The organism is Nonomuraea sp. NPDC003707, assembly GCF_053587055.1.
The window spans coordinates 201270-226110 of record NZ_JBSFNK010000012.1; the positions used below are offsets into that span (position 1 = coordinate 201270).

A 24841-nucleotide genomic window follows, 5' to 3' on the forward strand; every position below is an offset into this window, starting at 1 on the left:
GTTTCTCAAGTGGTACTTTTCCGACCGTCCCGTCGTGGCCAGCTTACTGGGGGCCGACGGTTATGATCACACCCTCGGCGACTTGACGGCCTCCGGCTGGACCGCCCGCGAGCGGGAAGAGGCCCGCTGGCTCGACCGCCTCTCCTCCCTCCAAACGGCCACCCTCGATGACGCCATCGACAGAGATCTGGTCCTCTCCCAGCTGAGAGGCTCGACCGCGCTCGCCTCCTGGCCCGAGTGGCGGCGTGACCCGGCCGTCTACCTGTCCGCGATCTTCTCCTCCATGTACACGCCGTTCCAGCGGCGCCTCAAGCCGGAGCCCGAGCTGGTGTCCTCGGCCGTCTCGCGGCTGGCCGAGGTGCCCGGCGTGCTGGCCGCCTGCCGCGCCAACCTCGACCCCGAGCTGGCCGCCCCGCTGCTGATCAAGCGCGGGCTCGGCCAGGCCCGCACCGGCCGCAACTTCCTCACGCGTACGATCCCGTCCATGGTCGAGGACCCCGACCTGGCCGCCAAGCTGGCCGAGGCCGCCGAACCGGCCGCGCGGGCGTTCGACGACCTGGTCGCCTTCTTCGAGGGCTTCGAGTGCGGCGGCACCTGGCGGATGGGCGAGAGGCTCTACTCCACACTGCTGCGCGAACGCGAGATGCTCGGCTACGGCGCCGCCGAGCTGCACGAGAAGGGCAAGGCCGCCTGGACCGAGCTGGACGCGCGGATGCGCCAGGTGGCGCTGCGGGTCAACGGCGGCGAGGACTGGCGGGCGGCGATGGAGTTCCTCATGGACGACCATCCGCCGACCCTGGCCGACATGCGGGCCGAGTACGCGGCCGAGACCCAGCGGGCCAGGGAGTTCGTGCGGGAGCGGGACCTGGTCACGTTCGCCGACGGCGAGGAGTGCGACGTGCTCCCGTCCGCCGAGTACACCCGTCCGGTGCTGTCCGTCGCCCACTACCTGGCGCCGCCCCCGCTGAGCGCCTCGCGCAAGGGCGTCTTCTTCGTCCCCTACACGCCCGACGACTTCACCCCCGAGCAGGTACGCCAGCGCCTCCGTACGAACTCGCGGGCCCAGATGCCCTCGATCGCCGTGCACGAGGCCTACCCGGGGCATCACTGGCACCTGTCGTACATGGCGGGCAACCCCCGTACTGCCAGGAAGGTCTTCCGCACCCCGTACTTCACCGAGGGCTGGGCCCTGTACGTGGAGAAGCTCCTGCACGAGCAGGGCTACTTCGACACCCCCGCCACCGAGCTGGCCCACCTGGACTGCCGGATCTTCCGCGCCGCCAGGATCGTCGTGGACACCGCGCTGCACTGCGAGGACATGTCGATCGAGGAGGCGGAGACGTTCATGGCGACCAGGGCGTCGCTGTCGCCGGGCACCGCTCAGGGCGAGGTGAACCGCTACTGCGCGTGGCCCACGCAGGCGCCCTCCTACCTCACGGGCGCGATCGAGATCGACCGCATCCGGGAGTCGTTCCAGGGGTCGCTGAAGGAGTTCCACGACCGGATCGCCGGGTCGGGCGGGCTGCCGCTGGGACTGGCGGAGCAGGCGGCGCTCTCATAGGCGACGAGGGAACGTCGGGGGGTTCAGCGCGCGCTCGATCACCGCGTTGAGCTGCTCGTTCGTGAGGACGGCCGGCTTGCCCACGCTGAGCCCCCGGACGTAGACCTCGCACAGCCACTCCAGCAGCCGGGTGGACTCGAACGCCTCCTCCAGCGTCGCCCCGACGGTCACCCCGCCGTGGTTGGCCATCAGGGCGGCCTTCTTGCCCTCCATCGCCGCCCGGACGTTGGCGGCCAGCTCGGGCGTGCCGTACGTGGCGTACTCGGCCACCTTGACCACGCCGCCGAGCAGCAGCGCGTTGTAGTGCACGGGTGGCAGCTCGGTCATCGTCGTGGCCACGATCGTGCCGAACACCGAGTGCGTGTGCACGATGGCCTTGGCGTCCGTGGTCGCGTAGACGGCCAGGTGCATGGGTGTCTCGCTGGACGGCTGCAGGTCGCCCTCGACGAGGTAGCCCTCGACGTCCACGACCGGGCACATCTCCGGGGTCAGCCGATCGAGCGCCACCCCCGAGGGGGTGACCGCGACCAGATCCCCCTCGCGCACGCTCAGGTTGCCGGACGTGCCGATGACCAGGCCGAGCTCGACCGCGCGCCGGCCGTACTCGCACAACTGCTCGCGCAGGCTCATGCGCGGCAAATGTAGTCGGTCGTCCGAAATACATCAACGGTCACAAACGATCCAGCGCCTGGAGCATGAGGCGCTCGACGTCGACGCGCTTGAGCCGGCCCGGGTAGAGGAGCAGGTGCAGGCTGAGGCCGTCGACCAGGGCGAGCAGGTGCTCGGTGAGGTCGTCCAGGTTGTCGTCGGTGCGCAGCTCACCCGCCGCGCGGGCCTGCGCCAGCAGGTCGCGTACGGCGGCGCGCAGCTCGTCCGCCTCCGTGCGCTGGACCTCGGCCAGGCGCTCCGAGGCCAGGCTGCGGCTCCAGAAGCTGACCTCCAGGCGCGACTCCTGGGTGCGCTCGGCGTCCAGCGGCAGGTTGTCCAGCAGCAGCTCGCGCAGCGCGGCCAGCCCCGTCGCGCCCTCGACCTTGCGGGTCAGCCGGTCGCGGATGCGCTGGTGCGACTGGCGCAGCGCCGACAGCAGGATCTCGTCCTTGTCGGCGAAGTAGTGGGCGAGCACTCCGTTGGAGTAGCCGGCCTCCTTGGCGATGGCCCGCGTGGTGGCGGCGTCGATCCCGTCCCTGACGATCACCCGGCGGGCGGCTGACAGGACCTCGCGCCGGCGCTCGTCGTGATCGACGATCTTGGGCATCGGCTCCTCCATTGACTTTTTATTCGGACGTCTGTCTATTTAGACTATGACCGTCGCCACCGTCGGCGTCCACATCGTCGACATTCTCGCCAGGCCCATCGATCACATCCCCGAGGGCCAGGACACCGTACTGGTGGAGCAGATCCGCCTCACCGCCGCCGGCGCCGCCGCCGGGACCGCCGTCGACCTGGTCAAGCTGGGCAACCCCGTGATCACCATGGGAGCCGCCGGCGACGACGAGCTGGGTGACTTCCTGGTGGCGGTGCTCGCCAAGCGCGGCGTCGACGTCTCGCGCCTCGTGCGCAGGGCGGGCGAGCAGACGGCCGCGTCGATCCTGCCCATCAGGCCCGACGGCGGGCGGCCCAGCTTCCACGTGCCGGGGGCCAACCTCGGCGTGACGTACGCGGACCTCGACCCCGACGTGCTGCGCGGCGTTCGGGCGATCCACCTGGGCGGGATGGACGTCACCTTCGGCCTCGGCGACCCGGCGTTCTTCGCCCTCCTGGACGAGGTACGCGCGTCCGGCACCGTCATCACCATGGACCTCCTTTCGGAGATGCCCGACTTATTGGGAATGGCTCGCGCTTTTCTGCCGCACGTGGACTACGTGCTGCCGAACGAGTCGCAGGCCCTCCTCATGACCGGCGCCTCCGACGTCGGCGAGGCCGCCCGGGCGCTGCTGGCCGACGGGCCGCGCGGCGTGCTCGTCACGCTGGGGGCCGCGGGCAGCCTGGTGGTCACTCAGGAAGGCGCGGAGACGGTGCCCGCACTCAAGGTGGACGTCTCGGACACGACCGGCTGCGGGGACGCGTACTGCGCGGGGTTCCTGACGGGCCTCCTGCACGGGCAGGACGTGCTGACCGCGGCCCGCTGGGGCACGGCCGCCGCCGCCCGCGTCGCCACCGGGCTCGGCTCGGACGCCGGCCTCATCGATCTCGACTCGACTCTAAGGACTCTCGGATGACCGACGCAGAACTCCGTCAGCGCGCACTGAAGGTCGTCCCCGGCGGCATGTACGGCCACCTCAACGCCGCCCTCTTCGCCCCCGGCTTCCCGCAGTTCTTCGAACGCGGCGAGGGCTGCCGCCAGTGGGACGTGGACGGTCGCGAGTACATCGACTTCATGTGCAGCTGGGGCCCGGTCGTGCTCGGCCACCGCCACCCGCGCGTGGAGGAGGCCGCCGCCCGGCAGGCCGCACTCGGCGACTGCCTCAACGGCCCCGGCCCGATCATGGTGGAGCTGGCCGAGCTGCTGGTGGACACCGTGCCCAGCGCCGACTGGGCGATGTTCTCCAAGAACGGCACCGACGCCACCACGCAGGCGCTCATGGTCGCCCGCGCCGCCACCGGCCGGACCAAGGTCCTGATGGCGCACGGCGCCTACCACGGGGCGGACCCCTGGTGCACGCCCTCCCTGGCGGGCACGACGCCCAACGAGCGGGCCGATCTGGTGGAGTTCACGTACAACTCACTCGAGTCCTTGGAGGCCGCGGCGGCGACCGTGGAGGGCGACGTGGCGGCGATCATCGTGACGCCGTTCAAGCACGACTCGTTCGAGGACCAGGAGCTGGTGGAGCCCGCCTTCGCGCGGGGCGCCCGCGCCCTGGCCGACCGGCTCGGGGCCGCGCTGGTGATCGACGACGTGCGGGCCGGGTTCCGGGTCGACCTGCGCGGGTCCTGGGAGCCGTACGGGGTGCGGCCCGACTTGACCGCCTGGTCGAAGGCCATGGCGAACGGCTACCCGATCGCCGCCGTCACCGGCACGGACGCGCTGCGCGGACCGGCGCAGACGCTGTACTCGACGGGGTCGTTCTGGTTCTCGGCGGTCGCCATGGCGGCGGCCAAGGCGACCATCGAGACGCTACGCGACACGGACGGCATCGGCGCCATGGAACGCGCGGGCACACAGCTCCGCGAGGGGCTTTACGCGCAGGCCAAGTCCCACGGGTTCGTGGTGAACCAGACGGGGCCCGTCACGATCCCGTGGCTCAGCTTCGACGGGGACGCCGACCTCTCCGTCGCGATGTGGTGGAGCGACGCCTGCCTGCGGCACGGGGTCTACCTGCACCCGTGGCACAACTGGTTCATGTCGGCCGCGCACACGGAGGCCGACGTGGCCAGGGCGCTGGAGGGCACGGACCAGGCGTTCGCGGAGACCCGTGCCCACTTCGGTTAGGGGGCGGTGAGCTTGCTGATCTCGGCCACGACGGACGGCCAGAGCGGGCGCGGCAGGTCGTGGCCCATGCCCGGGTAGGTCACCAGCCGGGCGCCCGCCACGGCCGCGGCTGTGGCGTGGCCACCGGCGACGGGGACGAGCTGGTCCGCCTCCCCGTGCAGCACCAGCGTGGGCACCCGCACCCCGGCGAGCCCCGCCGTGCGGTCGCCCGAGGCCATGATGGCGGCGAGCTGCCGGGCCGTCCCGCCGGGGTCGAAGCAGCGGTCGAACGCGAGTCCGGCCAGCAGGGTGATCCGCTCGCGGTCCAGCTCGTATCCGGGCGAGCCGATGACCGACCAGGTCCGCACCGCCTGGGCCTGGACCGCTTCGCGGTCGGCGGGGGGCGCGGCCATGAGGGTGGCGAGCGCGGCCTCGGTGGGCGGGGCCGCCGAGGGGCCGGGAGTGGACATGATCGAGGTCAGGGTCAGCACCCGGTCCGGGTGGCGGATGGCCAGCGCCTGGGCGATCATGCCGCCCATCGACGCCCCGACCACGTGGGCGGCCGGCCAGCCCAGCGCGTCCATGAGTCCCGCCGAGTCGTCGGCCAGGTCGTCCAGCAGATACGGCGAGGGCGCCCCCATCGCGGGAACGCCCTTGTCGTGGAAGTGTGTGGAGAGACCGGCGTCGCGGTTGTCGAACCGTACGACGTGGTGTCCCTGGTCCGCCAGCAGCGCGCAGAGCCCTTCATCCCAATGGATGAGCTGCGCGCCGAGCCCCATGATGAGGAGCAGGGGACGCCCCTCGTGCGAGCCGAAGCTCTCGTAGGCGATTTCGATGCCGTTCGCGGCTACGCGGGTGGTCACGAGGACCAGAATGACATTCTGGTCCAGGTCCGTAAAGTTCAGCCCTTGAGAAGATTGCGAACGCGATCGCTGGCGAGCACCACGCCGCCGCCCACCGCGGCCACGGCGCTGGCCACGACGGCGCCCGTACTGGCGCTCCACTCTCCGGCCTCGCGCGCCGGCGGCGGCACGGCCGCACCGGCCGCCGGGGGTTCGGCCGGGTTGTCGTCGCGCTCGGACCAGGCGCCGGTCGAGAACGGGACCGGGTAGTTCTTCTTGCCGGGACCGTTGCCCCACTTGGTGATGACGTAGTCGACCTTGATGTGCCCCTGGCCGCCGACGCCGTCGACGCCGAGCGTCTCCATGTTGAACGAGCCGCCGGTCAGCTCCGCGAACGTCTTGCCGTCCAGGTCGAGCATGACGCCGTTGTTGGAGGGCACGCCCGGGCCGCGGTCGCCGACGAAGAAGGGCAGCTTCTTGCCGTCGTGGATCACGTAACCCTCGGTCATGAGCGGCCAGCTCGGGCTGGCGGCCAGACCTTTCTGCATGGGCTTGCCGCTGGCGGGCAGACCGGTGTCCCCGGCGCGGCCGGAGGAGTCGTCCCAGAAGTACGAAGCGGTGGTCGAGCCCTTGAGCAGGACCTTCTCGTCCGTGTTGGAGTCGGCGTGGGCCGCGGTGCCGGCGATGGTGAGCGCGCCGACGGTGGAGGCGGTGAGCAGAGCGAGGGTACGCAAACCAGAACGTGCAGACATGAAAAGTACAGTCCTTCGCGAGGGGGCAGGGAGATTGCGCTCGCTTGAAAAAGGGCGTAGCAGGGGAAAGCACCTGACAGGGGGAAAGCTACGCGGAGCGCGAAACGAGCCTGGAGAAGGGACCGCTCAGAGGGCGGCCGTCATCACGCTGTATGGGTGTTCTACGTGATCATTCAAGTTCTGCATATGTCCTCTCCATCTCGCCTACCGGGTTAGCTGACGGGTTCGGGCGGTGGAGTTGCCCTACCGACGCAAGGTCGGATTCACCCCAGGGAGGTGGGTCCCCGGCTCCCGAGTGATCGGGATTAGGCGCCAGCCGGCTGGTTCCCTTGTGTGGTCCACGCCACCGGCTGGTAAGTGGGCATCACTCTAACCACGTATTCCGGACAAACACAAACAGTTCGTCATGAATCGGTGTAAAGATCTACCTGCCTCCGGCATAGAGAAAGGGGGCACGGCATTGCCGTACCCCCTTGAAATTCCCGGCCTCAGCCGCCGCTCTTGCGCCTGAACGATCTTTTACTCGCAGCCGGACCGTGCGCCCCGTGGATCTTCGATGGGTCGCCGCCCTTGCCACCCGCGCTCGAGTCCGCGTGCTGGTTACGCTTGCGCTCCAGCGCCTCGCGGAACTTGCGCTTCATCTCGTCCTCGGGAGTCTCGCTGACTTCCGGCTCCGGTGTTTCCGCCATGAGGACCTCCATGGTGTTGGGGACTATCACAGCTTCGCACGGCGCCGCTTATGACGCGAAACTGGCCTCAACCCTGCTCTGCGGCGTGGCGGGCACCTCCAGTCGCCTGGCCGGCATCGCCACCAGCGCGATCAGGGCGAGCAGCGCCCCCGCCACCCCCAGCGACGGGATGACCGCCGCCGCCGCGGAGGCGTGCGCGGCGGCCAGGCCGTGCACGGGCGCCTCCGCCGTGACCGTCGAGGTGTAGAGGGTGCCGCCGACGGCCAGCGCCACGGAGCCGCCGATCTGGCGGAAGAAGGTCAGGTTCGCGGAGGCGACGCCGATGTACTGCGGCTCGACGGACTGCTGGGAGGCCACGGTCAGGCCGGACAGCATCGGGCCCATGCCCAGCCCGATCAGCAGCATCCAGCCGGCCAGCAGCAGCGCATTGGTGTGCGCGGTCAGGTTCAGGCAGAGCAGGGTGCCCGCGACGAGCAAGAATGGGGAGGCGACCAGCCACGGCTTGTAGACCCTGGTCCTGGACATGAGCGTGCCCATGACGACGCTGCCCAGGACCATGGCCAGCGTCATCGGGTAGATCCTCAGCCCGGACTCGGTCGCGCTGACGCCCAGGGACTGCTGGAAGTAACGCGGCAGGAACACCACGCCGGCGTACATGCAGAAGGCCGTGAAGAAGGACGTGACGTTCACGAGCGTGTAGGTGCGGTTGCCGAACAGGTGCATGGGCATGATCGGGCTAGCCGCCCGCCTCTCGACCAGCACGAACACCGCCAGCAACGCGGCCGCGAGCACGATCGGCCCGGCCACGGCGGCGTCGGTCCAGGTGTTGCCGTCCAGGCCCTTCTCCGTCAGGCCCAGCAGCAGCGCGCTGATGGCCACGGTGAAGACCGCGATGCCCGCGTAGTCGGGGCGCCCGCCGCCGCCCACGCCCGGCCGGTTCGGCAGGCGGCGCGCGACGATCGCGATCAGCACGAGGCCGATTGGCACGTTCACATAGAAGGCCCACCGCCAGGTCGCGTGGTCGGTGAACAACCCGCCCAGGAACGGCCCGGCCAGGTACGTCAGGCCCATCACGCCGCCGAGCGCACCCTGCACGCGGGCGCCGTTCGTACCCGGAGGGAACATCTCCATCACCAACGCCATCGACAGCGGCAGCAGCGCGCCCGCGCCGAGCCCCTGCAGCGCGCGGAACGCGATGAGTTGCGGCATGTCCTGCGCCGCCCCGCACAGCGCGGACCCGGCCACGAACACCACCATCCCGATCAGCAACAGCGCCTTCCTGCCGTGCTGGTCGGAGAGCCGGCCGTAGAGCGGCACGGTCACCGTCGAGGTGAGCAGGTACGCCGTCACCACCCAGACGTAGAGCGTCGTGCCGCCCAACTCGGCCGTGATCCGCGGTAACGCGGTGCCGACGATCGTCTGGTCGAGCATCGCCAGGAACATCCCGCCGAGCACCGCGAGCAAGAGGAGCCCTTGAGGCTTCATGTCATCATTCACATGTGAAGACTGATATGTAACTCCTGACATGTCAAGCCTTCGATATGCTGGCGCGCATGTCCCTTCGGATCGCGCTTCTCGGGCTGCTGGAGGCCGTGGGCCCGGCGAGCGGGTATGACCTGGCCAAGAAGTTCGAGCACTCGCTCAACCACGTGTGGCAGGCCGGGCACACGCAGATCTATCCCGAGCTGGTGAAGATGGCGGCCGACGGCTTGGTGGCGGCCTCGTCGGAGGGCGCGAGGGGGCGCAAGATCTACACGATCACCCCCGAGGGGGCGCGGGAGCTGCACACGTGGCTGGTGGAGCACGAACCCGTCTTCGTCGTACGCAACGAGACCGCGCTGCAGGCGTTCCTGCTGCCGCTGCTCTCCACGGAGGAGGCGATCGCGGTGGTCGAGCGGATCAAGGCAGGGTACGAGGCACGGCTGGTGGTCCTCGACTGCCAGCCTGCGGAGGGGACCGGCCACTACGCGCTGCGGCTCGGGCTGGCCCAGGTCCGCACCGGCATCGAGTGGGCCGAGGAGACCCTGGCCGCCCTCAGGAGCCGTTGAGCCCGCCCGCTCAGGTAAAGGGGAACCACTCCGTTCCTGGTGTTGCGTTGGAGCGGCCCAGGAAATAGACCCGGCATGCCCGCCACGATCGCCACGTTCGCAGTCGCGTCATGAGTCTCCTCGGCCGCGACCTGGCGATGGACCTCGGGGGCTCCCGCACGCGGATCTACGTCAGGGGCAAGGGCATCGTGCTCGACGAGCCCTCCGCGGTGACGATCGACGGCCGTACCGGCAAGGTCATCGGGTACGGCGCGGACGCGACGGGCGAGGAGATCTGCTGGCCGGTCAGCGGCGGCCTGCCGGCCGACGGCGACCTCGCCCTGCGGATGGTCAAGCACTTCCTGAGCAAGGTGCACCGGCGCCCGCTCGCCAGGCCACGCCTGGTCATGGCGCTGCCCGACGGCTCCACGCCGATCGAGCGGGCCACGCTGCGCGACGTGGCGTACGAGGCGGAGGCCAGGCAGATCCGGCTGATCCCGCACTCCCTCGCGGCGGCGCTCGGCGCGGGCCTGCCGGTCCGCGACTACGTGGGAGGCATGGTGATCGACATCGGGCGCGACTCCGCCCGGATCGCCGTGCTCTCCGGCGGGGAGGCCGTGGCCACGACGGCGGTCCCGGGCGGCGGCCGGGCCGTGGACCGGGCCATCGCCCGCCTGGTCGAGCACGAGCACGGCCGCACGATCGACGAACGCGAGGCCGAGGCGGCCAAACACCACGCCGGCGCCGACGGGAATCCCGTTACCGTACGCGCCAGAGACCCCGAAACCGGTCAGGAGCACGACGTGCGGCTGCCCGTGGAGCGGATCCGGGAGGCGGCCGGTCCGGCGATCGAGTCCATCGTGTGGGCGGCGATGGAGACCGTCGAGCGCTGCCCCGCCGAGCTGACCGGCGACCTCGGGGAACGCGGCGCGGTGCTGGTGGGGGGCGGCGCGCTGCTCGCGGGGCTCGCGCAGCGGCTGCGGGAGTCCCTGGGCATGCCGGTACGGCGGGCGGAACGGCCGCTGGAGTGCGTGGCGCTCGGCCTCGGCACCTGCGTGGACGACCTGGGACTGCGTGCCCGGCTCCGCCGGCGCCGTTGATCATTCTGTTTTCGCTTTTTTGGTGGAGGGCCCCGGACGATCTCGGATATGGTCCGATCGTGCGCGCCTGCCGTCACGGCTTATCCGCGGTGCTCCTCTGCGTCGCGGCGATGACGGCCTGCACGGCGGCGGCCGAGCTGCCCACACTCGAAGACGCCGCCCGGCAGCTCGACTCCGACGGCGGCGCCCTGCTCAGCTCCGCCGGCCTCCGGCTGTCGACCGAGTCGCCGGTGGACGACGACTCGTGCGTGCCGGGGCAGGTGCGGCGGTACTTCCGCGCCGAGAGCGACCTCGCCTCCGCCTCCTCGGGGCTGCTGGATCTGCTCCAGGAGATGGGGTACGACAAGATGGTCGACGACCTGGACCTGCGGGATGGGGATCAGGACGTCTCCGTGCTGCGCAATCCCGAGACACGGCTGACGTTCGAGCTGACCGTGCTCTCCGGCGACCGGCCCGGCGTCCGGGTCATCGGCAAGACCACCTGCTACGCCACCGACTGACACCACCCGACCCCTTGGGTCCGCCGCCGGGAGGGCCTCAGGGGGTGGACAGGGCCTCGGTCGGGGAGAGGCGGGAGGCGCGGATGGCGGGGTAGAGGCCGGCCGCGGCGCCGATGGCCAGGGTGGCGGCGAGGCCGCCGACGGTGGCCCAGGCCGGGACCACGGAAGGCCAGCCGCTGTACAGCGCGTAGCCCATCGTGACACCCGTCCCCAGCAGGATCCCCCCTCCCCCGCCAAGCGCCGACAGAAGCAGCGACTCCGCCAGGAACTGGGTGCGGATCTGCCCCCGGGTGGCCCCGAGCGAGCGGCGCAGGCCGATCTCGGCGCGGCGTTCCAGCACCGAGATGACCATCGTGTTGGCCACCCCCACCCCGCCCACGAGCAGGGCCACCGCCCCCACCCCCAGCAGGAGGTTGGCGAACGCCTGGCTGGTCGCCTGCTTGGCGGCCAGGGCGTCGGACGGGCGGGAGACGTCCACCTCGTTGGGCGCCTCCGGGTTGGCGGTGCCGGCCAGCACCTGGCGTACGGCCTCCAGCTTGGACTCCTCCGAACGGGTGTAGAGCGTGGTCGGGTGCCCGTCGAAGCCCAGCCTGGACTCCGCCACCGGCCAGCCCACCAGGACGCCGCTGTCCAGTTCGGTGGCGAGCGCCACCGGGTTCATGACCCCGACGACCGCGAAGCGGACGCCGCCGATCACGACCTGCGTGTCAGCCCCGATCGAACCCACGCCGAGCCGCTGGGCCGCGGAGGAGCCGAGCACGGCGGCCGGGTAGCGTTCAGTGGCGGCGTTGAGCCAGGTCCCGCTCCGCAGCGTCGCGCCGACGGTGGCGGGCAGGTCGAGGCGGGCCGCGTACGTGGTCATGCCGCCGGTCTGAGCCTCGGGGATCTCCTCCGACCGGTAGACCTTGGCCTCGCTTATGCGCCCGATCGACGAGGCCGCCTGGACGGGGCCGATCCGTTCGATCATCGCCTCCGCGTCCTTCGGCATCTGCGCGGCCTCGCCCATGAGCGTGGTGCCGGACGAGACCGTGAGCAGGTTGGTGCCGAGCGCGGAGAGCGTACGGTCGAGCTCGGCGCCCGACGAGGACGACAGCCCGACCACGCTGACCATGGCCGCGATGCCGATGGCGATGCCGAGCGCCGACAGGAAGGCCCGCAACGGTCGGGTACGCAGGCCGACCGCCCCGACGCGCATCACGTCGCGGGGCCGCATCCTGGCCGGGGACAACTTCGGCCGGGGCGCTTCCACGACGGCCATCACACCGCCTCCAGCGGGACCCGCGCGCTGTCGGAGATGATCCGGCCGTCGCGCATCCGCACCTGCCTGGGCAGGCTGGCGGCGATCTCCCGGTCGTGCGTGATGATCACGATGGTGGTGCCGCTCTCGTTCAGCTCGTGCAACAGCTCCATCACCCCCGTACCCGACACCGAGTCCAGGGCCCCGGTCGGTTCGTCGGCCAGGAGCAGCGGCGGTTCGCCCGCCACCGCCCTGGCGATGGCCACGCGCTGCCGTTCGCCGCCGGACAGCTCGTGCGGCTCGTGGTCCATCCGGTGCCCGAGCCCGACCCGTTCGAGCGCCTTGGCCGCGCGGCGGCGCCGCTCCGACCGGCTCAGGCCGGTGTAGACCAAGCCGTCGGCCACGTTGTCCAGCGCCGGGACCTTCGCGGCGAGGTGGAACGACTGGAACACGAACCCGATCGTGGTGGCCCGCAGCGCCGACAGCTGGTTGTCGGAGAGCTTGGAGACGTCGTACCCGTCGATGTGGATGGTCCCGGACGTGGGCCGGTCGAGGGTGCCGACGACGTTGAGCATCGTCGACTTGCCCGAGCCGGACGGCCCGACGATGGCGATCAGCTCGCCGTGCTCGATGCGCAGCGACACCTCCCGCAGCGCCGCCACCCCGCCGGGGTACGTCCTGGACACGTCCGTCAGCGCGATCATGGGGTACGTCATTTCGGCATCCCCACGGTCATGCCCTCGGTGAGCCCGTCACCGCTGACCTCGACCCGTCCCCCGGCGAACAGCCCCGTCTCGACCTTGATGTAGCGGGACCTGCCCCCTTCGACGATCTCCAGGCCGTAGCCGCCCTCCTGCAGCGCCACCAGCGCCGCGACCGGCACGGTCAGCACGTTCTTGCGCTGGGAGGCCGTGAACGTCACGTCCACCGCCGCCTTGTCCAGCCCCTTGGCGGACTTGGACTCGCCGATCGAGACGAGCGCCTCGACCCGGGTCTCCGGCTCGGCGTTCTGCCCCTCGCCCGGCTTGACGACCGTGGCCACCTCGGTCACCTTGCCCCGTACGTTCTTGCCGTCCGGCAGCGTGACCTCGACCTTGGCGCCCTTCTTGGCCATCCGCTGGTCCTCGGCCTCCAGCTCGACCGTGACCACCTTGGACGTGCCCGTATAGGTCAGGATTTTCTGTCCCGGCGTGGCCGGCTGGCCCTCCTCGGACTCCAGGCTCTCCACCCGTACCTTGCCGGGGGCGAAGACGACCCGGCCCAGCTCGACCACGCCCGTCTCGTCCAGGCCGCGGTCCTCCTGCCACTCCTTGACCGCCTCGGCGGTGTCGTAGGTGTACTCGTCGTCGACCGTGAAACCGTCGTAGCCGAGCTTCTTGAGGTTGCGCTCCAGGTTCTCGACGTCCTTGCCCTCCACGCCGACCTTGAGGTCGCGGTAGGCGGGCGTGTCGCCGTACAGGAGCATGACCGGCTGGTTGTCCACCCGGTACAGCGACCGGCCGCGGGTGATCTGGGCGCCGCTGTCGGGCAGCCAGGTGATCGTGCCGGGCTTCCTGCTCATCGCCGTGGTCACGGGGCCGTAGCCGAGCTCGCCGTCGGCGTCCCTGGTGTCGTTCAGGGTCTGCCTGGTCACCGCGGTGGTGGCCGGGGGCAGGGCGGTGGCCGACCGGGTGGGGCCGGCGCCGCCCTTCAGCAGGCCGGCGCTGTTGACCGCCACGAACCCGCCGCCCGCGGCGACCAGCGCGATGAGGAGCCCGGCGACCACCTTGCCCCGGCCGCGCCGGCGGCGCGGCCGGGAGGGCGGGGAGCCGGGCTCCGCCTTCCCGTCGATGGTGGCCATCCCCATCACATGCCTCCCATGCCCGCCTCAGAGAGCTCCTTCTCGCACTTCTGCTGGGCGGACTTGAAATCGGGGTCCTGGCCGACCTCGGCGTTGATGCGCACCATGCCGCCCTCGGGGTCGGGGTAGGACTCGACGCCGTTGTCACGCATGCACTGCGCGACCTTGCGCAGCGCCTCGGCCCGCTGGGGGTCGACCTTGCCGCCCTCTCCGCCCATCTTCGGCGCGTACTGCTTGCACGCCTCCTGGGCGGCCTCGACCTTCTCCTGCGGGACGCTGCCGTCGAACTTCATCATGATGCCCTTGCCGGGCTCGGGGTCGGGGACCTCGACGCCGTTCTCGCGCATGCACTGGGCGAATTTGAGACCGCGCTCCTGCGGGTCCTCGCTGGGCTTCGCGCTGGCCGCGGCCTGGGTGCCGGTACCGGACACCGACGCCACGTCGGAGCCGCCGCCACCGCCCGAGCCGCAGGCGGCCAGGGTCAGGGTGAGCGCCAGGGCCATCGCGCTGAGGGTTGGTCCTCGCATGGGTGTTCTCCTCCGTCGAATGAACGTGGTTCGAGGAGAGATGCAATAGGGGCCGCTGTTTCCTCAGCGTTTCCGCCAGCTGTTTGTTCTGCGGCTTATTTTGAGCAAATGCCGTCTACGCCACACTCGGCTCCGTAAGCAGAAGAAAGGTGCACGATGCGGGTGCTGGTGGTGGAGGACGAGCCGCTGCTCGCCGACGCGATCGCCGAGTGGCTGCGCGAGGAGACGCACGCGGTCGATCTGGCGCGCGACGGTGCGGCGGCGCTGGAACGGATCGCGGTCAACGAATACGACGTGGTCGTGCTGGACCGCGACCTGCCGCGCGTGCACGGCGACGACGTGTGCCGGGAGCTCGTCGCGTCCGAGCGCGACGCGCGGGTGCTGATGCTGACCGCCGCCGTCCAGCTCGACGACCGGGTCACGGGGCTGTCCCTGGGGGCCGACGACTATCTGTCGAAGCCGTTCGCGTTCCCCGAGCTGGCCGCGCGGGTCCTGGCGCTGGGGCGGCGCTCGCGGCCGGCCGTGCCGCCGGTGCTGCGCAGGGCCGGGATCACGCTGGACCCGGCGCGCAGGGAGGTCTTCAGGAACGGGCGGTTCGTCCCGTTGTCGAAGAAGGAGTTCGCCGTCCTGACGGAGCTGATGCGGGCGAACGGCACCGTGGTCTCGGCCGAGCTGCTGCTGGAGAAAGCGTGGGACGAGCACGCCGACCCGTTCACGGGCGCGGTCCGGCTCACCATCCTCAAGCTGCGCCGCAAGCTCGCCGACCCGCCGGTGGTGGAGACCGTGCCAGGGGTCGGGTACCGGATCCCATGAGCTTCCCTCGCATGAGCTTCCCTCGTATGAGCTTCCTGAGGCGGCTCGTACGGCCGCGGCCCACGCTGCGGCTGCGGCTCACCCTGTTGTTCGGCGCCCTGTTCATGCTCGCCGGGCTGACCCTGCTCGGCGTCACCTATCTGCTGTTCAACCAGCAGCTGACGAACTCGTTCGAGAGCCGGTTCACCGCCCCGCCGGGCAAGTCCAAGCAGTTGTTCTTCGTCCAGGACGGCGTCGAGCTCTCCGGCGAGGCGGCGTACGAGTGGATGCGGCAGCAGGAGCTGACGCTGCGCGGCGCGGCCATCACGTCGCTCCTCACGCAGGGTCTGATCGCGCTGGTCGTGGTCGGCGCCGTGGCCGTCTGGCTCGGCTGGGTGGTCGCCGGACGGGTGCTGGCCCGGCTGCACCGGGTCACCGAGACGGCACGCAGGATCGCCGCCGCGCCCATGGCCGAGCGCGGGCTGCACGAGCGGATCGCGCTGGCGGGGCCGGACGACGACGTCAAGACGCTCGCCGACACGTTCGACACCATGGTGGAGCGGCTGGACCAGTCCTTCGACGGGCAACGCAGGTTCGTGGCGAACGCCTCCCACGAGCTGCGCACGCCGCTGACGCTGAACCGGGCGCTGGTCGAGCTGGCCATGCACCGCCGTACGGCCTCGGCGGAGATCAAGGAGCTGGGCGAGAGCCTGCTGGAGATCAACGCCCGCCACGAGCGGCTCATCTCCGGACTGTTGCTGCTGGCCAGGTCGGAGCAGGAGATCACGGACCGCTCCCCGGTGGACCTGGCCGACGTGGTGACGCACGTGGTCAGGCAGACCGCCGCGGACGCCCACGACTCCAAGGTCACCGTGCACGAGGTCACCGCGCAGGCGCCCACCGTCGGGGACGCCCTGCTGCTGGAACGGCTGGTGCACAACCTGGTCGAGAACGGCATCCGCCACAACCTGGACGACGGAACCGGGTGGGTGCGAGTGGTGAGCCGGGTCGTGTCCGGCGGCCCGGGCGGCTCAGGCGGCTCGGGCGACTCAGCCGGATCGAGCGGGTCGGGCGGCTCGGGCGGCTTCGGCGGCTCGGGCGGGAGAGCCGAGGTCGAGGTCAGCAACACCGGGCCGGACGTGCCGCCATACGAGATCCCGCAGCTCTTCAAGCCGTTCCACCGGCACGGGGCCGAGCGCGTGATCACGGCCAGGAGCGCGGGGCTGGGGCTGTCGATCGTACGGTCGGTGGCTGTGGCGCACGGCGGCGACGTCCGGGCGGAGCCCCGGGAGGGCGGCGGCCTGGTCGTGACCGCGTCGCTGCCGCTCGCCTTCCATTAGCTCGGTACTGTCGGGTGTCATGGAGATCTGGATCAATCCGGCGTGCTCGAAGTGCCGCTCCGCGCTGTCCATCCTGGACGCCGAGGCCGCCGAGTACACCGTGCGCCGCTACCTTGAGGACCCACCCGACGAGGCCGAGATCCGCGCGGTCCTGGCCCGGCTGGGCCTCGAACCGTGGGACGTCACCAGGACCGGCGAGGCGCGGGCGGCCGAGCTCGGCATGGCCACCTGGCCGCGCGACGCGGACGCCCGTGACCGGTGGATCAGGGCGCTGGCGGAGAACCCGATCCTGATCCAGCGACCGATCATCACGGCCGACGACGGAACGACGGTGGTCGCCCGGTCCGAGGACGCCGTCCGCTCCGTACTCCCCTGACCGTCCCCAACGGCTCACCACCGAACACGACCAGACAGCCACGAACCACCGCCAAACCAACACGCCCGCACCCATCTCGGTGCCATGTCGGTCCGGCCACCGCCCGCCCGCACCCACCCCAGCGCCGCGGCTGGCCAGCCGCCACGCGCCCGCGCCCTTCTCAGCGGCCCGGCAGTAAGCCCGCCAACACGCCCGCGCACATCTCGGCGGCACAGCGGTCCCCGCAGCCATCCATCCGTTCGTCCGGCCGATTTCCGATTTCGGCCGCATCCGCGCGCACGCGCAGGTCGTCGTGCTCGCGGGGACGGACGGCGAGGATCATCGACGCCGACACCGGCCAACTGCAGGCATCTCCCCCGTCGTTGACGACGACCCGGCGGTGCTCCGCCGTGCTCCCCCCGGCACCGCTTCGGCCGCGACGGGGGTGGGGCGTGGTGAACGCGGTCCTACAACCCCCGTGTGGATCGCTTGGTCAGTTGACGCAGTCCTGCGTCTTGAGGCTCAGCGCCAGCTCGTAGACCTTGCCCTTGGAGAGCAGGAACGAGTAGTTGGCCTTGGAGTTGCCGGGGACGCTCACGTACGGGTATCCGCTCGCCGCGGTCTTGACGCCCGGGTACGCCTTCTTGATCTGCGTCATCGTGGAGCCGAGGCCGATGCCCTCGGGCGTCTTGACACCCTTCGCGGCGAAGATCAAGGCCACGCCACGCTTCTTGGAGATGTACAGGCCCACGTTGTCCTTGCCGGTGGGCAGGGCCTTCAGGTCCCAGCCCGCGCACGAGCCCGCCTCGCCGGCCTTCTTGAGCACGACCTCTCCGGTCGCCTTGGCCTGCTTCTCGCTCATGCCGAGCCGGACCTTGCCATAGCCGTAGGGTCCCAGCGCGGGCTTGGCGGACTGGGCGAACGCGGGCGCGCCGGCGGTGAGCAGTGCCCCGCCTGCCAGGACCGCCACAAGCACCTTCATCACGATGATCTCCCCTGTGTCGAACGGTACGCATGCTTCGAGTGGTGGACCCGGCGGAAAGTTCATCCGGATTAGTCACGAACGCGCCACACCGGCGGCGCGAACAGGCTCACAGCCGTGACGAGCACGGCCGCCACGGCGCACACACCCAGGACGGGCCCGCTGCCCAGCAGCGCCACCGCGGGACCCGCCAGGCCCATGCCGACGGGCGCGGCCACGAGGGCACCGAGCATGGTGACAGAGGTGGCGCGGGCGACGAATTCCTCGGGGAGGTGGCGCTGGATCGAGGTGGTCTGGAGAACGTTGTAGACCACCAGCTCCATGCCGGCGGCCGCCGCCGCGAGCGCCAGTAACCAGAGCGCGGCGGGGATCGCCAGCAGCGCCGGGAGCGGGGCCATCAGGAGGAAGAAGAGGAGCGCCGCGACCACGGGCCGCCCCGGCCGCCAGCGGGCGCCGACGAAGCCCCCGGCCAGCCCTCCGACGGCGTACGCGATGCCGATGGCCGACCAGGCGGGCGCGCCGCCGAGGTGCTGGTCGGCGACGTACGGGCCGAGGACCAGGATCGGGGAGACCACGAGCACGTTCGTGAGCGCGCTGTGGATCGTCCACATCCACAGCCATCGGTGCCGGGAGAACTCCGCGAACCCGCCGCCGATGCCGGCCAGCACACCGCCACTCGGGCGCGGTCGTACCGTCTCGAGGGGCAGACGGTACAGGAAGGCCGCGCTCACCAGGAACGTCAGCGCGTCGACCAGGATGGCCCAGCCCGGCCCGACCAACGCCACCAGGGCTCCGGCGACGCCCAGCGCCAGGATCGACGCCGCGCTCCTGGAGATCGAGATCAGGGAGTTGGCCGCCTGCACATGCTCCCTGCCGGCCAGCCCGGTCACAAGGCCCGCCGCGGCCGGGGTGAAGAACGCCGATCCCGCGCCGGCGATCAGCTGCAGGGCGACCAGCATCCAGAGGTGTGCGGCGCCGGTGAGCAGCAGGACCGCCGTCATGCCGTGCGCGGCGAAGCGGGTCAGGTCGGCGAGCAGCATCACGGTCCTGCGGGAGAACCGGTCGCCGACCGCGCCGCCCAGCAGGGTCAGGAGGATGACGGGCAGCCGGGTGCTCAGGACCACGATCCCCAGATCCACGGGTGATCCGGTGAGGTGCAGGACGGCGAACGCGATCGCCAGCGGGGTCAGCGAGTCGCCGAACGCGGAGGCGGTCTGACCCAGGTAGTAGCGCCGGAACCCTTTGGCCGCCAGCAGCGCGAACATCGAACGCGAACGAGAACGAGGCGAGACCACCCGGCCACCGGCGTCTCGCTGCCCATCCACGACGAGCCGAGCGCCGGCATCAGCCCGGACGCGCGCAGCGTCTGGAACGGCGGCGTCTGGAACGGCGGCGTCAGGGACGGCGGCCGTGGCACGGGGATCGGGCTCGACGCCCGTGGCACCCGGGGTGCTCGGGCCGAGTGGCGTCGTGAGGTGGCGAGCGTCGGGTGCCGCGAGGTGGCGGGGGTTACCTACGGCGGGGTGGTGAGTGTTGGGTGCGGTGGGGTCGAGTGGCTGGGGCTCGGTTGTGCTCCGGTGGCTGCGATCGGACACCGTGCCCCCTTTCGACGCGCGCGTGGCATCGGCACTCGCCCCTGGTCGCCGGTGCCGGTCTGAAGATTCGGGGACACTCTGCCAGGCTCCACCGACAGTTCCGGGGTGGTCAGGCTGGGGCGTAGTGCGCGTTGACGGCGGGTTGGCCGGTGTAGTTGGGGCCGGCCTGGTCGTCCGCGCCCAGGTAGCGGTACGGGAGGGCGAGGCGTCTGCGGCCCCGGCAGCTGATCCTCCTCGTGCGCCCGTCGTACGTCATCCCTTGCGAGCGCAGGGCGGTGGTCAGGCGGCGGCCGGCAGGGGTGTCGTCCGGGAGGCGGATGCTGCGGGTGTCGAAGTTCGCGACGAAGAGGCCGTCTTCGGTGAGCCAGTCGGCGGCCTTCGCCAGGAGTGCGAGCTTGTCGCCGACGTAGTGGAGGCCGTGTACGCAGGTGATGAGGTCGAACGGGGCATCGGGGCGCCACGTGGTGACGGAGGCTGTGATCAGTCGCAGCCGTGGCGGGGTCGGCGGGCAGGCGAAGAAGTCGACCAGGTCCACGCCCACGATCTCGGCGTCCTGTCCGAGCAGTGCGGTGGCCTCGTTGAGGGCGTTCGCCGTGCCGCAGCACAGGTCCAGCCAGCGCGCCGGCCGGGCTTCCGTGACGCGGAGCACGTCGATGACGTCGATGCCGAGCTCTCGGTTGTAGGAGGGGAGGCGGCGTTCGCGGTTCATGAGGCTGTTGGCCACGACGGGCGAGCCCTCCAACTCGTCGTCCGTGGTCAGCGGCATGATCGCACCCTTCTGGCCGCGCCCGGGTTCACCGGAAGGTTTCCGACAGATCCGGAACTTCGCCACAAATCCGTATGCAGTCGCTATCGTACGTAACGATCAGCCGCCCCCGTCTCAGGAGTCACTTCTCTCATGCCGCAAGTCGAACCGCTGCGGGAGGATGACCCAGCGACAGTAGGGGAATACCGCCTGTTCGGCCGGCTGGGCGCGGGCGGCCAGGGGACCGTCTACCTCGGGCAGGCTCCCGGCGGGGGCCCTGTGGCGGTCAAAGTGCTGCGCGAGGGCGCGGGGTTCGACGACAGGCTGGCGAAGGAGATCGCGGCCGCGCGGCGGGTGGAGCCGTTCTGCATCGCGCAGGTGCTGGACGCCTCGCTGGGCGGCCCACGACCGTACATCGTGACCGAGTACGTGGACGGCCCCTCACTCCATCAGGCCGGCCGCCACAGCGGAGCCGACCTGCAACGGCTCGCCGTCGCCACGGCCACCGCGCTGGCCGCCATCCACCAGGCGGGCATCGTGCACCGGGACTTCAAGCCCGCGAACGTCCTGCTCGGTCCCGGCGGGCCGCGCGTCATCGACTTCGGCATCGCCCGGGCCATGGACGACGCCCTCACGCACACCAGCAGCATCGTCGGCACGCCCGCGTACATGGCGCCCGAGCAACTGGCGGGGCAGTCGGTGGGGCCGGCGGCGGACGTGTTCGCCTGGGCATCGGTCATGGCGTGGGCGGCCAACGGGACGCCGCCGTTCGGGCAGGACACGCTGCCGGCCATCATCAACCGCATCCTCCACAACGAACCCCAGCTCGGCGACGTCCCGCATCCGTTACGGGGCATCCTGTACGACTGCCTGGCCAAGGATCCGCATGCCCGGCCGACGATGCGGGACGTCATCCTGCGGCTGCTGAGCGGGCAGAACTCCGGGGGGCAGGGTTCGATGGCCGGGGTCCCCCAGGGAGCGGGGTCCGGTCCGATGCCAGGATCCGCATGGGGGCAAGGGCAGGGGCAGGTGCCGGGTCACGGGTCGGTGCCAGGCCAAGGGCCGATTCCCGGGCCGGGGCAGGGGCCGGTGGCCGTATCGGGGCAAGGGCCGGGGCAGGTTTTCGGGGCTGGGAACGGGCCGGTGCCGATGCAGGGGTCGGTGCCGGGGCAAGGGCCGATTCCCGGGCCGGGACGTGGGCCGGCGCAGGGTCAAGGACCGGCGCCCGGGCCGGGATATGGGCCGGTGCCGGGGCAAGGACCGGTGCCCGGGCCAGGTCAAGGGTATGGGCCGGGGTCGGGGCGGCGGGGGGTGGCTGGGCGGCGGGTTGTGCTTCCGGTGGCCGTGGGTGTGTCGGGGGTCATGGTGGTGGCGCTGATCGGTGGCGTCGTCTGGCTTGCCCCCTGGTCGAAGCAGCCCGGTCAGGCGTCGTTCGCCGCCGATCAGCTCAGCCCGTCCGCCGCCACCAAGACCACGGAGCCCCCGGCCACGAAGACGCCGCCCCGGAAGACCCGCAAGGCCACCCCCAAACCCACCCAGAAGATCACCCCCAAGGTCACGTCCACGCCACCGTCGGCGACGCCCACGCGCACCACGGCGCGCCCGACCGTGGCTCCCACCCCCACCAAGACCACCAAGAAGCCGGTCGCGAACGCCAGGATCAGCATCCTCGAGATCGAGTTGTTCGGCGGCCCCGGCCAGAGCCAGGGAAGCGGCTGCTACATGCCGCCGGTCCACTTCCAGACCAACGTGGAGTCGACCCGGCAGAAGGTGTGGGTCTCCTACAAGTGGCTGCTGGACGGCAAGGCGGTCACGGGGAACAGGTCATGGGTGTCCGAGGGCGGGTACACCGCGTTCGCGACCTCCGGCCAGTACATGCTCGAGGCCGGGCGCCACACGGTCGCCCTCAAGGTCACCTCCCCGTCGGCGACGCAGAAGAGCGTGTCGTTCAACGTCTGCGCCATCCCGACATGATGATGCCGGAGGCCATCGGCCCGTACCGGGTCGTCAAGCAGCTCGGCGAGGGCGGCCAGGGCGTGGTCTACCTGGCCACCGCCCCCGACGGCACCCGGGTCGCCGTCAAGGCGCTGCACGAGGGGCTGCCGGGTGACGGCCGGTTCGCGAAGGAGATCGCGGCCGCGCGGCGGGTGGAGCCGTTCTGCATCGCGCAGGTGCTGGACGCCTCGCTGGGCGGCCCACGACCGTACATCGTGACCGAGTACGTGGACGGCCCCTCACTCCACCAGGCCGGCCGCCACAGCGGAGCCGACCTGCAACGACTCGCCGTCGCCACGGCCACCGCGCTGGCCGCCATCCACCGGGCCGGCGTCGTCCACCGGGACTTCAAGCCCGCGAACGTCCTGCTCGGACGCGACGGGCCGCGCGTCATCGACTTCGGCATCGCCCGCGCCATGGACGCCGCGCTGACCCGTACCAGCAGCGTCGTGGGGACGCCCGCGTACATGGCGCCCGAGCAGTTCATGGGCGCCGCCGCGGGTCCGGCGGTGGACGTGTTCGCGTGGGGGGCCGTCATGGTGTACGCGGCCACGGGCGCCCCGCCGTTCGGCAACGACTCCGTGCCCGCGGTGCTCAGACGGATCCAGTACGAGGAGCCGCAGCTCGGCGGGGTGCCGGAGCCGCTGCGCTCGATCGTGTACGCCTGCCTGGCCAAGGATCCGGCGGCCCGCCCGGCCATGCACGACGTCCTCTTCCAGCTGATCGGCGGCCAGGCACCTCCGCGAGGCGGTTCGGCCCATCCGGCCTCACCAGGACCGGGGCCGGGGGCGTTCCCAGGCGGTCCGGTGCCTCAAGGATCGGCGGGTCCGGGCGTGGCGCCCATGGGATCAGGACATGCGGGTCCGGGGGCGTTTCCGGGAGGGCCCGCATATGGGGCCGTCCCGGGCGGACCTCATGGGCCTGGCCCGTACCGGGGACCCGCGTATCACCCCGGCGGGCCCTTTCCGCACCAGCCGCCGATCGCCCACCTCCGGACCAACCCCGGACGGGGATCCTCCGGCAACGGGCGCATCCTCGCGTTCCTGGCCGGCGGGACCGCGGTCGTCGTGACCGGCGCCGTGGTGGCCGCCTGGGCTTGGGCGCCGTGGTGGCCCAGCCGTGCCACCACCGCCAACATCGTCACGGCCTCCACCCCGACCGTCTCCGGCTCGGGCACCGGGGCGAAGGGATCCGCCAAGACCCCGCACCCCACCAAGAGCACGAAGACCTCCAAAACCCCGAAAACGCCCAAGACCTCCACAACCCCCAAGGCCACCACCACGACCCGCCCCACCGCCGAGCCCACCGTCAGCCGAACGTCCAGACCGACCACGAAACCCAGCACCTCCAAACCGACCGCGACCAGCGGCGGCGGCGGGGTGAAGTCGGTGTCCTTCAGGTACGAGGGCTACAAGCTGAGCGACTGCTGGCGCAACGACACGAACATCTGGGCCACTGTCTCGGCCACGGGCACCTACAGCTACCGGTGGCTCGTCAACGGCCAGAACCAGGGCAGGCAGGAGGGCACGTCGTCGTCGAAACCCCTGCTGCCGTCCATCACCTGGAAGGGGGCCGGGACGTACAACGTCGTCTTCGAGGTGGTCACCCCGAGGAGGTTCACGAAGAGCGCCACGGTGAAGATCTGCAGCAACAGCGAGAGCTGGGGCGAGGAGTGGCCGGACTAACCTTGGCCCCTGGCCAGGAGCTCCTCGAACGTGGTCGCGGCGTGCCCGGTGAGCGTGGGGATCGCGTCGCCGACCCCCTCCAGTTCACCGGCGGCGATGGCCTCGTACGTCGACACCCACGCCGCCACCTGCCACGCGGGCGCGTTGTAGCCGCGGCGCGACTCGTAAGCCTCTTCGACCGTCTCCGGGTGGTACGTGATCGCGCGCCCGGTCGCCCTGGTCAGCGCGGCGGCCACCTCGTCCAGCGTCAGGGCCTGCGGCCCGGTGAGGTCGTAGGTCGCACCCCCGTGCGCGCCCGGATCCAGCAGGACCGCAGCCGCCGCCTCCGCGATGTCGTCCTGGGCCACCGCCGCGACCCGCCCCTGACCGGCCGGGCCGCGGATCACGCCGTCCTCCCCCGCCATGCCCGGCAGGAAGTCGGCGTACAGGTTGTCACGCAGGAAGGTGAAGGGCAGGCCGCTGTCGCGAATGTGCTGCTCGGTGGCCCAATGGTCGCGCGCCAGCGTGAACGTGGCGTCCGGGGCGGCGCCGTAGAACGAGATGTACACCAGATGGGCGACACCGGCGTCGCGGGCGGCGTCCACGAACGTGCGATGCCGGTCGAGGCGGTCGGCGCTCTCCGACGCGGACACGAAGAGCACGGTCGAGGCCCCTTCGAGAGCCCGCCGCACCGCGCCGGGATCGCCGTACTCGGCGCTGACCGCGCTTGCGCCCGCCAGCGGGACGACGCGGTCGGCCTGCCGTGAGACGAGCCGCTGCTCGATCCCGGCGGCGGCGAGCAGTGCTGCCACCCGCCCGCCAAGGCGGCCGGTGGCACCGGTGGTGACGATGAACCCCATGCAATCACCCTATTGCGGCCGGAGCTGTC

The 24841-nt window shown here is 71.1% G+C and carries 26 protein-coding genes and 1 riboswitch; of the genes, 11 read left to right on the forward strand and 15 right to left on the reverse strand.

Features of this window, described 5'->3' with window-relative positions; all coding sequences use genetic code 11:
• The first annotated feature begins 34 nt into the window (after positions 1-34).
• Positions 35-1561: a DUF885 domain-containing protein gene (locus ACWDRB_RS30420; RefSeq protein WP_449899334.1), complete on the forward strand. Its 1527-nt coding sequence runs from the start codon at positions 35-37 to the stop codon at positions 1559-1561.
• Here ACWDRB_RS30420 and ACWDRB_RS30425 read toward each other — a convergent pair.
• Together ACWDRB_RS30425 and ACWDRB_RS30430 are read right to left on the reverse strand one after the other, a co-directional pair.
• Positions 1556-2191 (reverse strand): class II aldolase/adducin family protein, encoded by a 636-nt coding sequence (locus ACWDRB_RS30425; RefSeq protein WP_449899337.1) that lies wholly within the window; start codon positions 2189-2191, stop codon positions 1556-1558. The genes ACWDRB_RS30420 and ACWDRB_RS30425 overlap by 6 nt on opposite strands.
• A 40-nt stretch (positions 2192-2231) precedes the next feature.
• On the reverse strand, positions 2232-2816 hold the full coding sequence (locus ACWDRB_RS30430; protein ID WP_357741240.1) for a TetR/AcrR family transcriptional regulator: 585 nt from the start codon (positions 2814-2816) through the stop codon (positions 2232-2234).
• Between the two features lie 46 nt (positions 2817-2862).
• Here ACWDRB_RS30430 and ACWDRB_RS30435 point away from each other — a divergent pair, with 46 nt between their 5' ends.
• Together ACWDRB_RS30435 and ACWDRB_RS30440 are read left to right on the forward strand one after the other, a co-directional pair.
• A complete protein-coding gene (locus ACWDRB_RS30435) occupies positions 2863-3780 on the forward strand; it encodes a carbohydrate kinase family protein (protein WP_449899340.1) in 918 nt (305 codons plus the stop codon).
• Complete coding sequence (locus ACWDRB_RS30440) at positions 3777-4991, forward strand: aminotransferase class III-fold pyridoxal phosphate-dependent enzyme (protein WP_319719253.1); 1215 nt, start codon at positions 3777-3779, stop codon at positions 4989-4991. The genes ACWDRB_RS30435 and ACWDRB_RS30440 overlap by 4 nt, the downstream gene beginning before the upstream one ends.
• Here the strand turns inward: ACWDRB_RS30440 and ACWDRB_RS30445 are convergent.
• The 4 genes from ACWDRB_RS30445 to ACWDRB_RS30460 form a co-directional block, all read right to left on the reverse strand.
• Entirely contained in the window at positions 4988-5833 is an 846-nt protein-coding gene (locus ACWDRB_RS30445) for an alpha/beta fold hydrolase (protein WP_397365776.1), read from the reverse strand. The two genes, ACWDRB_RS30440 and ACWDRB_RS30445, sit on opposite strands and share 4 nt — an antisense overlap.
• A gap of 38 nt (positions 5834-5871) precedes the next feature.
• Positions 5872-6564 carry a hypothetical protein gene (locus ACWDRB_RS30450; protein ID WP_397365777.1) on the reverse strand — a complete coding sequence of 231 codons (693 nt, stop codon included), beginning with the start codon at positions 6562-6564 and terminating at the stop codon, positions 5872-5874.
• A 186-nt stretch (positions 6565-6750) separates the two neighbouring features.
• Positions 6751-6886: riboswitch (cyclic di-AMP (ydaO/yuaA leader) on the reverse strand.
• 166 nt (positions 6887-7052) lie between these two features.
• A complete protein-coding gene (locus tag ACWDRB_RS30455) occupies positions 7053-7253 on the reverse strand; it encodes a DUF5302 domain-containing protein (protein ID WP_355199524.1) in 201 nt (66 codons plus the stop codon).
• 48 nt (positions 7254-7301) lie between these two features.
• Entirely contained in the window at positions 7302-8750 is a 1449-nt protein-coding gene (locus tag ACWDRB_RS30460; RefSeq protein ID WP_449899345.1) for an MDR family MFS transporter, read from the reverse strand.
• A gap of 56 nt (positions 8751-8806) precedes the next feature.
• Here ACWDRB_RS30460 and ACWDRB_RS30465 point away from each other — a divergent pair, with 56 nt between their 5' ends.
• The 3 genes from ACWDRB_RS30465 to ACWDRB_RS30475 all read left to right on the forward strand — a co-directional run bounded on the left by ACWDRB_RS30465 (position 8807) and on the right by ACWDRB_RS30475 (position 10880).
• Complete coding sequence (locus ACWDRB_RS30465; protein ID WP_363981688.1) at positions 8807-9301, forward strand: PadR family transcriptional regulator; 495 nt, start codon at positions 8807-8809, stop codon at positions 9299-9301.
• Positions 9302-9411: 110 nt separating this feature from the next.
• Positions 9412-10380 carry a rod shape-determining protein gene (locus ACWDRB_RS30470; protein WP_449899348.1) on the forward strand — a complete coding sequence of 323 codons (969 nt, stop codon included), beginning with the start codon at positions 9412-9414 and terminating at the stop codon, positions 10378-10380.
• A 59-nt stretch (positions 10381-10439) separates the two neighbouring features.
• Positions 10440-10880, forward strand: coding sequence for a hypothetical protein (locus tag ACWDRB_RS30475; protein WP_449899350.1), 441 nt, complete (start codon positions 10440-10442; stop codon positions 10878-10880).
• Between the two features lie 37 nt (positions 10881-10917).
• Here ACWDRB_RS30475 and ACWDRB_RS30480 read toward each other — a convergent pair whose 3' ends face one another.
• From ACWDRB_RS30480 to ACWDRB_RS30495, 4 genes are read right to left on the reverse strand one after another with little or no spacing between them, the layout of a single operon-like run.
• Positions 10918-12138 carry an ABC transporter permease gene (locus tag ACWDRB_RS30480; protein WP_363981679.1) on the reverse strand — a complete coding sequence of 407 codons (1221 nt, stop codon included), beginning with the start codon at positions 12136-12138 and terminating at the stop codon, positions 10918-10920.
• Positions 12138-12833, reverse strand: coding sequence for an ABC transporter ATP-binding protein (locus ACWDRB_RS30485; protein WP_449899353.1), 696 nt, complete (start codon positions 12831-12833; stop codon positions 12138-12140). Before ACWDRB_RS30485 ends, ACWDRB_RS30480 begins: the two co-directional genes overlap by 1 nt.
• On the reverse strand, positions 12830-13963 hold the full coding sequence (locus ACWDRB_RS30490; RefSeq protein WP_449899356.1) for an efflux RND transporter periplasmic adaptor subunit: 1134 nt from the start codon (positions 13961-13963) through the stop codon (positions 12830-12832). The genes ACWDRB_RS30485 and ACWDRB_RS30490 overlap by 4 nt, the downstream gene beginning before the upstream one ends.
• The gene (locus tag ACWDRB_RS30495) at positions 13963-14484 is read right to left on the reverse strand and encodes a hypothetical protein (RefSeq protein WP_449899358.1); all 522 of its coding nucleotides are present in this window, start codon (positions 14482-14484) and stop codon (positions 13963-13965) included. Before ACWDRB_RS30495 ends, ACWDRB_RS30490 begins: the two co-directional genes overlap by 1 nt.
• Before the next feature lie 156 nt (positions 14485-14640).
• Between ACWDRB_RS30495 and ACWDRB_RS30500 the strand changes: the two genes are divergently transcribed.
• Genes ACWDRB_RS30500 through ACWDRB_RS30510 form a run of 3 tightly spaced genes read left to right on the forward strand, consistent with a single transcriptional unit; the run spans position 14641 to position 16992 of the window.
• Complete coding sequence (locus ACWDRB_RS30500) at positions 14641-15297, forward strand: response regulator transcription factor (RefSeq protein WP_350728207.1); 657 nt, start codon at positions 14641-14643, stop codon at positions 15295-15297.
• 11 nt (positions 15298-15308) lie between these two features.
• Entirely contained in the window at positions 15309-16616 is a 1308-nt protein-coding gene (locus tag ACWDRB_RS30505) for a sensor histidine kinase (protein ID WP_449899361.1), read from the forward strand.
• 19 nt (positions 16617-16635) lie between these two features.
• A complete protein-coding gene (locus ACWDRB_RS30510) occupies positions 16636-16992 on the forward strand; it encodes an ArsC/Spx/MgsR family protein (protein ID WP_363981664.1) in 357 nt (118 codons plus the stop codon).
• A gap of 160 nt (positions 16993-17152) precedes the next feature.
• Here ACWDRB_RS30510 and ACWDRB_RS30515 read toward each other — a convergent pair whose 3' ends face one another.
• The 4 genes from ACWDRB_RS30515 to ACWDRB_RS30530 form a co-directional block, all read right to left on the reverse strand.
• Positions 17153-17314, reverse strand: a complete 162-nt coding sequence (locus tag ACWDRB_RS30515) for a hypothetical protein (RefSeq protein WP_449899365.1) — start codon at positions 17312-17314, stop codon at positions 17153-17155.
• Between the two features lie 150 nt (positions 17315-17464).
• Positions 17465-17953 carry a hypothetical protein gene (locus ACWDRB_RS30520; protein WP_449899537.1) on the reverse strand — a complete coding sequence of 163 codons (489 nt, stop codon included), beginning with the start codon at positions 17951-17953 and terminating at the stop codon, positions 17465-17467.
• A 71-nt stretch (positions 17954-18024) separates the two neighbouring features.
• Complete coding sequence (locus ACWDRB_RS30525; RefSeq protein ID WP_449899368.1) at positions 18025-19218, reverse strand: MFS transporter; 1194 nt, start codon at positions 19216-19218, stop codon at positions 18025-18027.
• A gap of 439 nt (positions 19219-19657) precedes the next feature.
• Positions 19658-20314 (reverse strand): class I SAM-dependent methyltransferase, encoded by a 657-nt coding sequence (locus ACWDRB_RS30530; RefSeq protein ID WP_449899371.1) that lies wholly within the window; start codon positions 20312-20314, stop codon positions 19658-19660.
• 132 nt (positions 20315-20446) lie between these two features.
• On the opposite strand from ACWDRB_RS30530, the gene ACWDRB_RS30535 reads away from it, so the two are divergent.
• Together ACWDRB_RS30535 and ACWDRB_RS30540 are read left to right on the forward strand one after the other, a co-directional pair.
• A complete protein-coding gene (locus ACWDRB_RS30535) occupies positions 20447-22267 on the forward strand; it encodes a serine/threonine-protein kinase (RefSeq protein WP_449899373.1) in 1821 nt (606 codons plus the stop codon).
• Positions 22264-23973 carry a serine/threonine protein kinase gene (locus tag ACWDRB_RS30540; RefSeq protein ID WP_449899375.1) on the forward strand — a complete coding sequence of 570 codons (1710 nt, stop codon included), beginning with the start codon at positions 22264-22266 and terminating at the stop codon, positions 23971-23973. Before ACWDRB_RS30535 ends, ACWDRB_RS30540 begins: the two co-directional genes overlap by 4 nt.
• Here ACWDRB_RS30540 and ACWDRB_RS30545 read toward each other — a convergent pair.
• The gene (locus ACWDRB_RS30545) at positions 23970-24812 is read right to left on the reverse strand and encodes an SDR family oxidoreductase (RefSeq protein WP_449899377.1); all 843 of its coding nucleotides are present in this window, start codon (positions 24810-24812) and stop codon (positions 23970-23972) included. The two genes, ACWDRB_RS30540 and ACWDRB_RS30545, sit on opposite strands and share 4 nt — an antisense overlap.
• Positions 24813-24841: the final 29 nt, after the last annotated feature.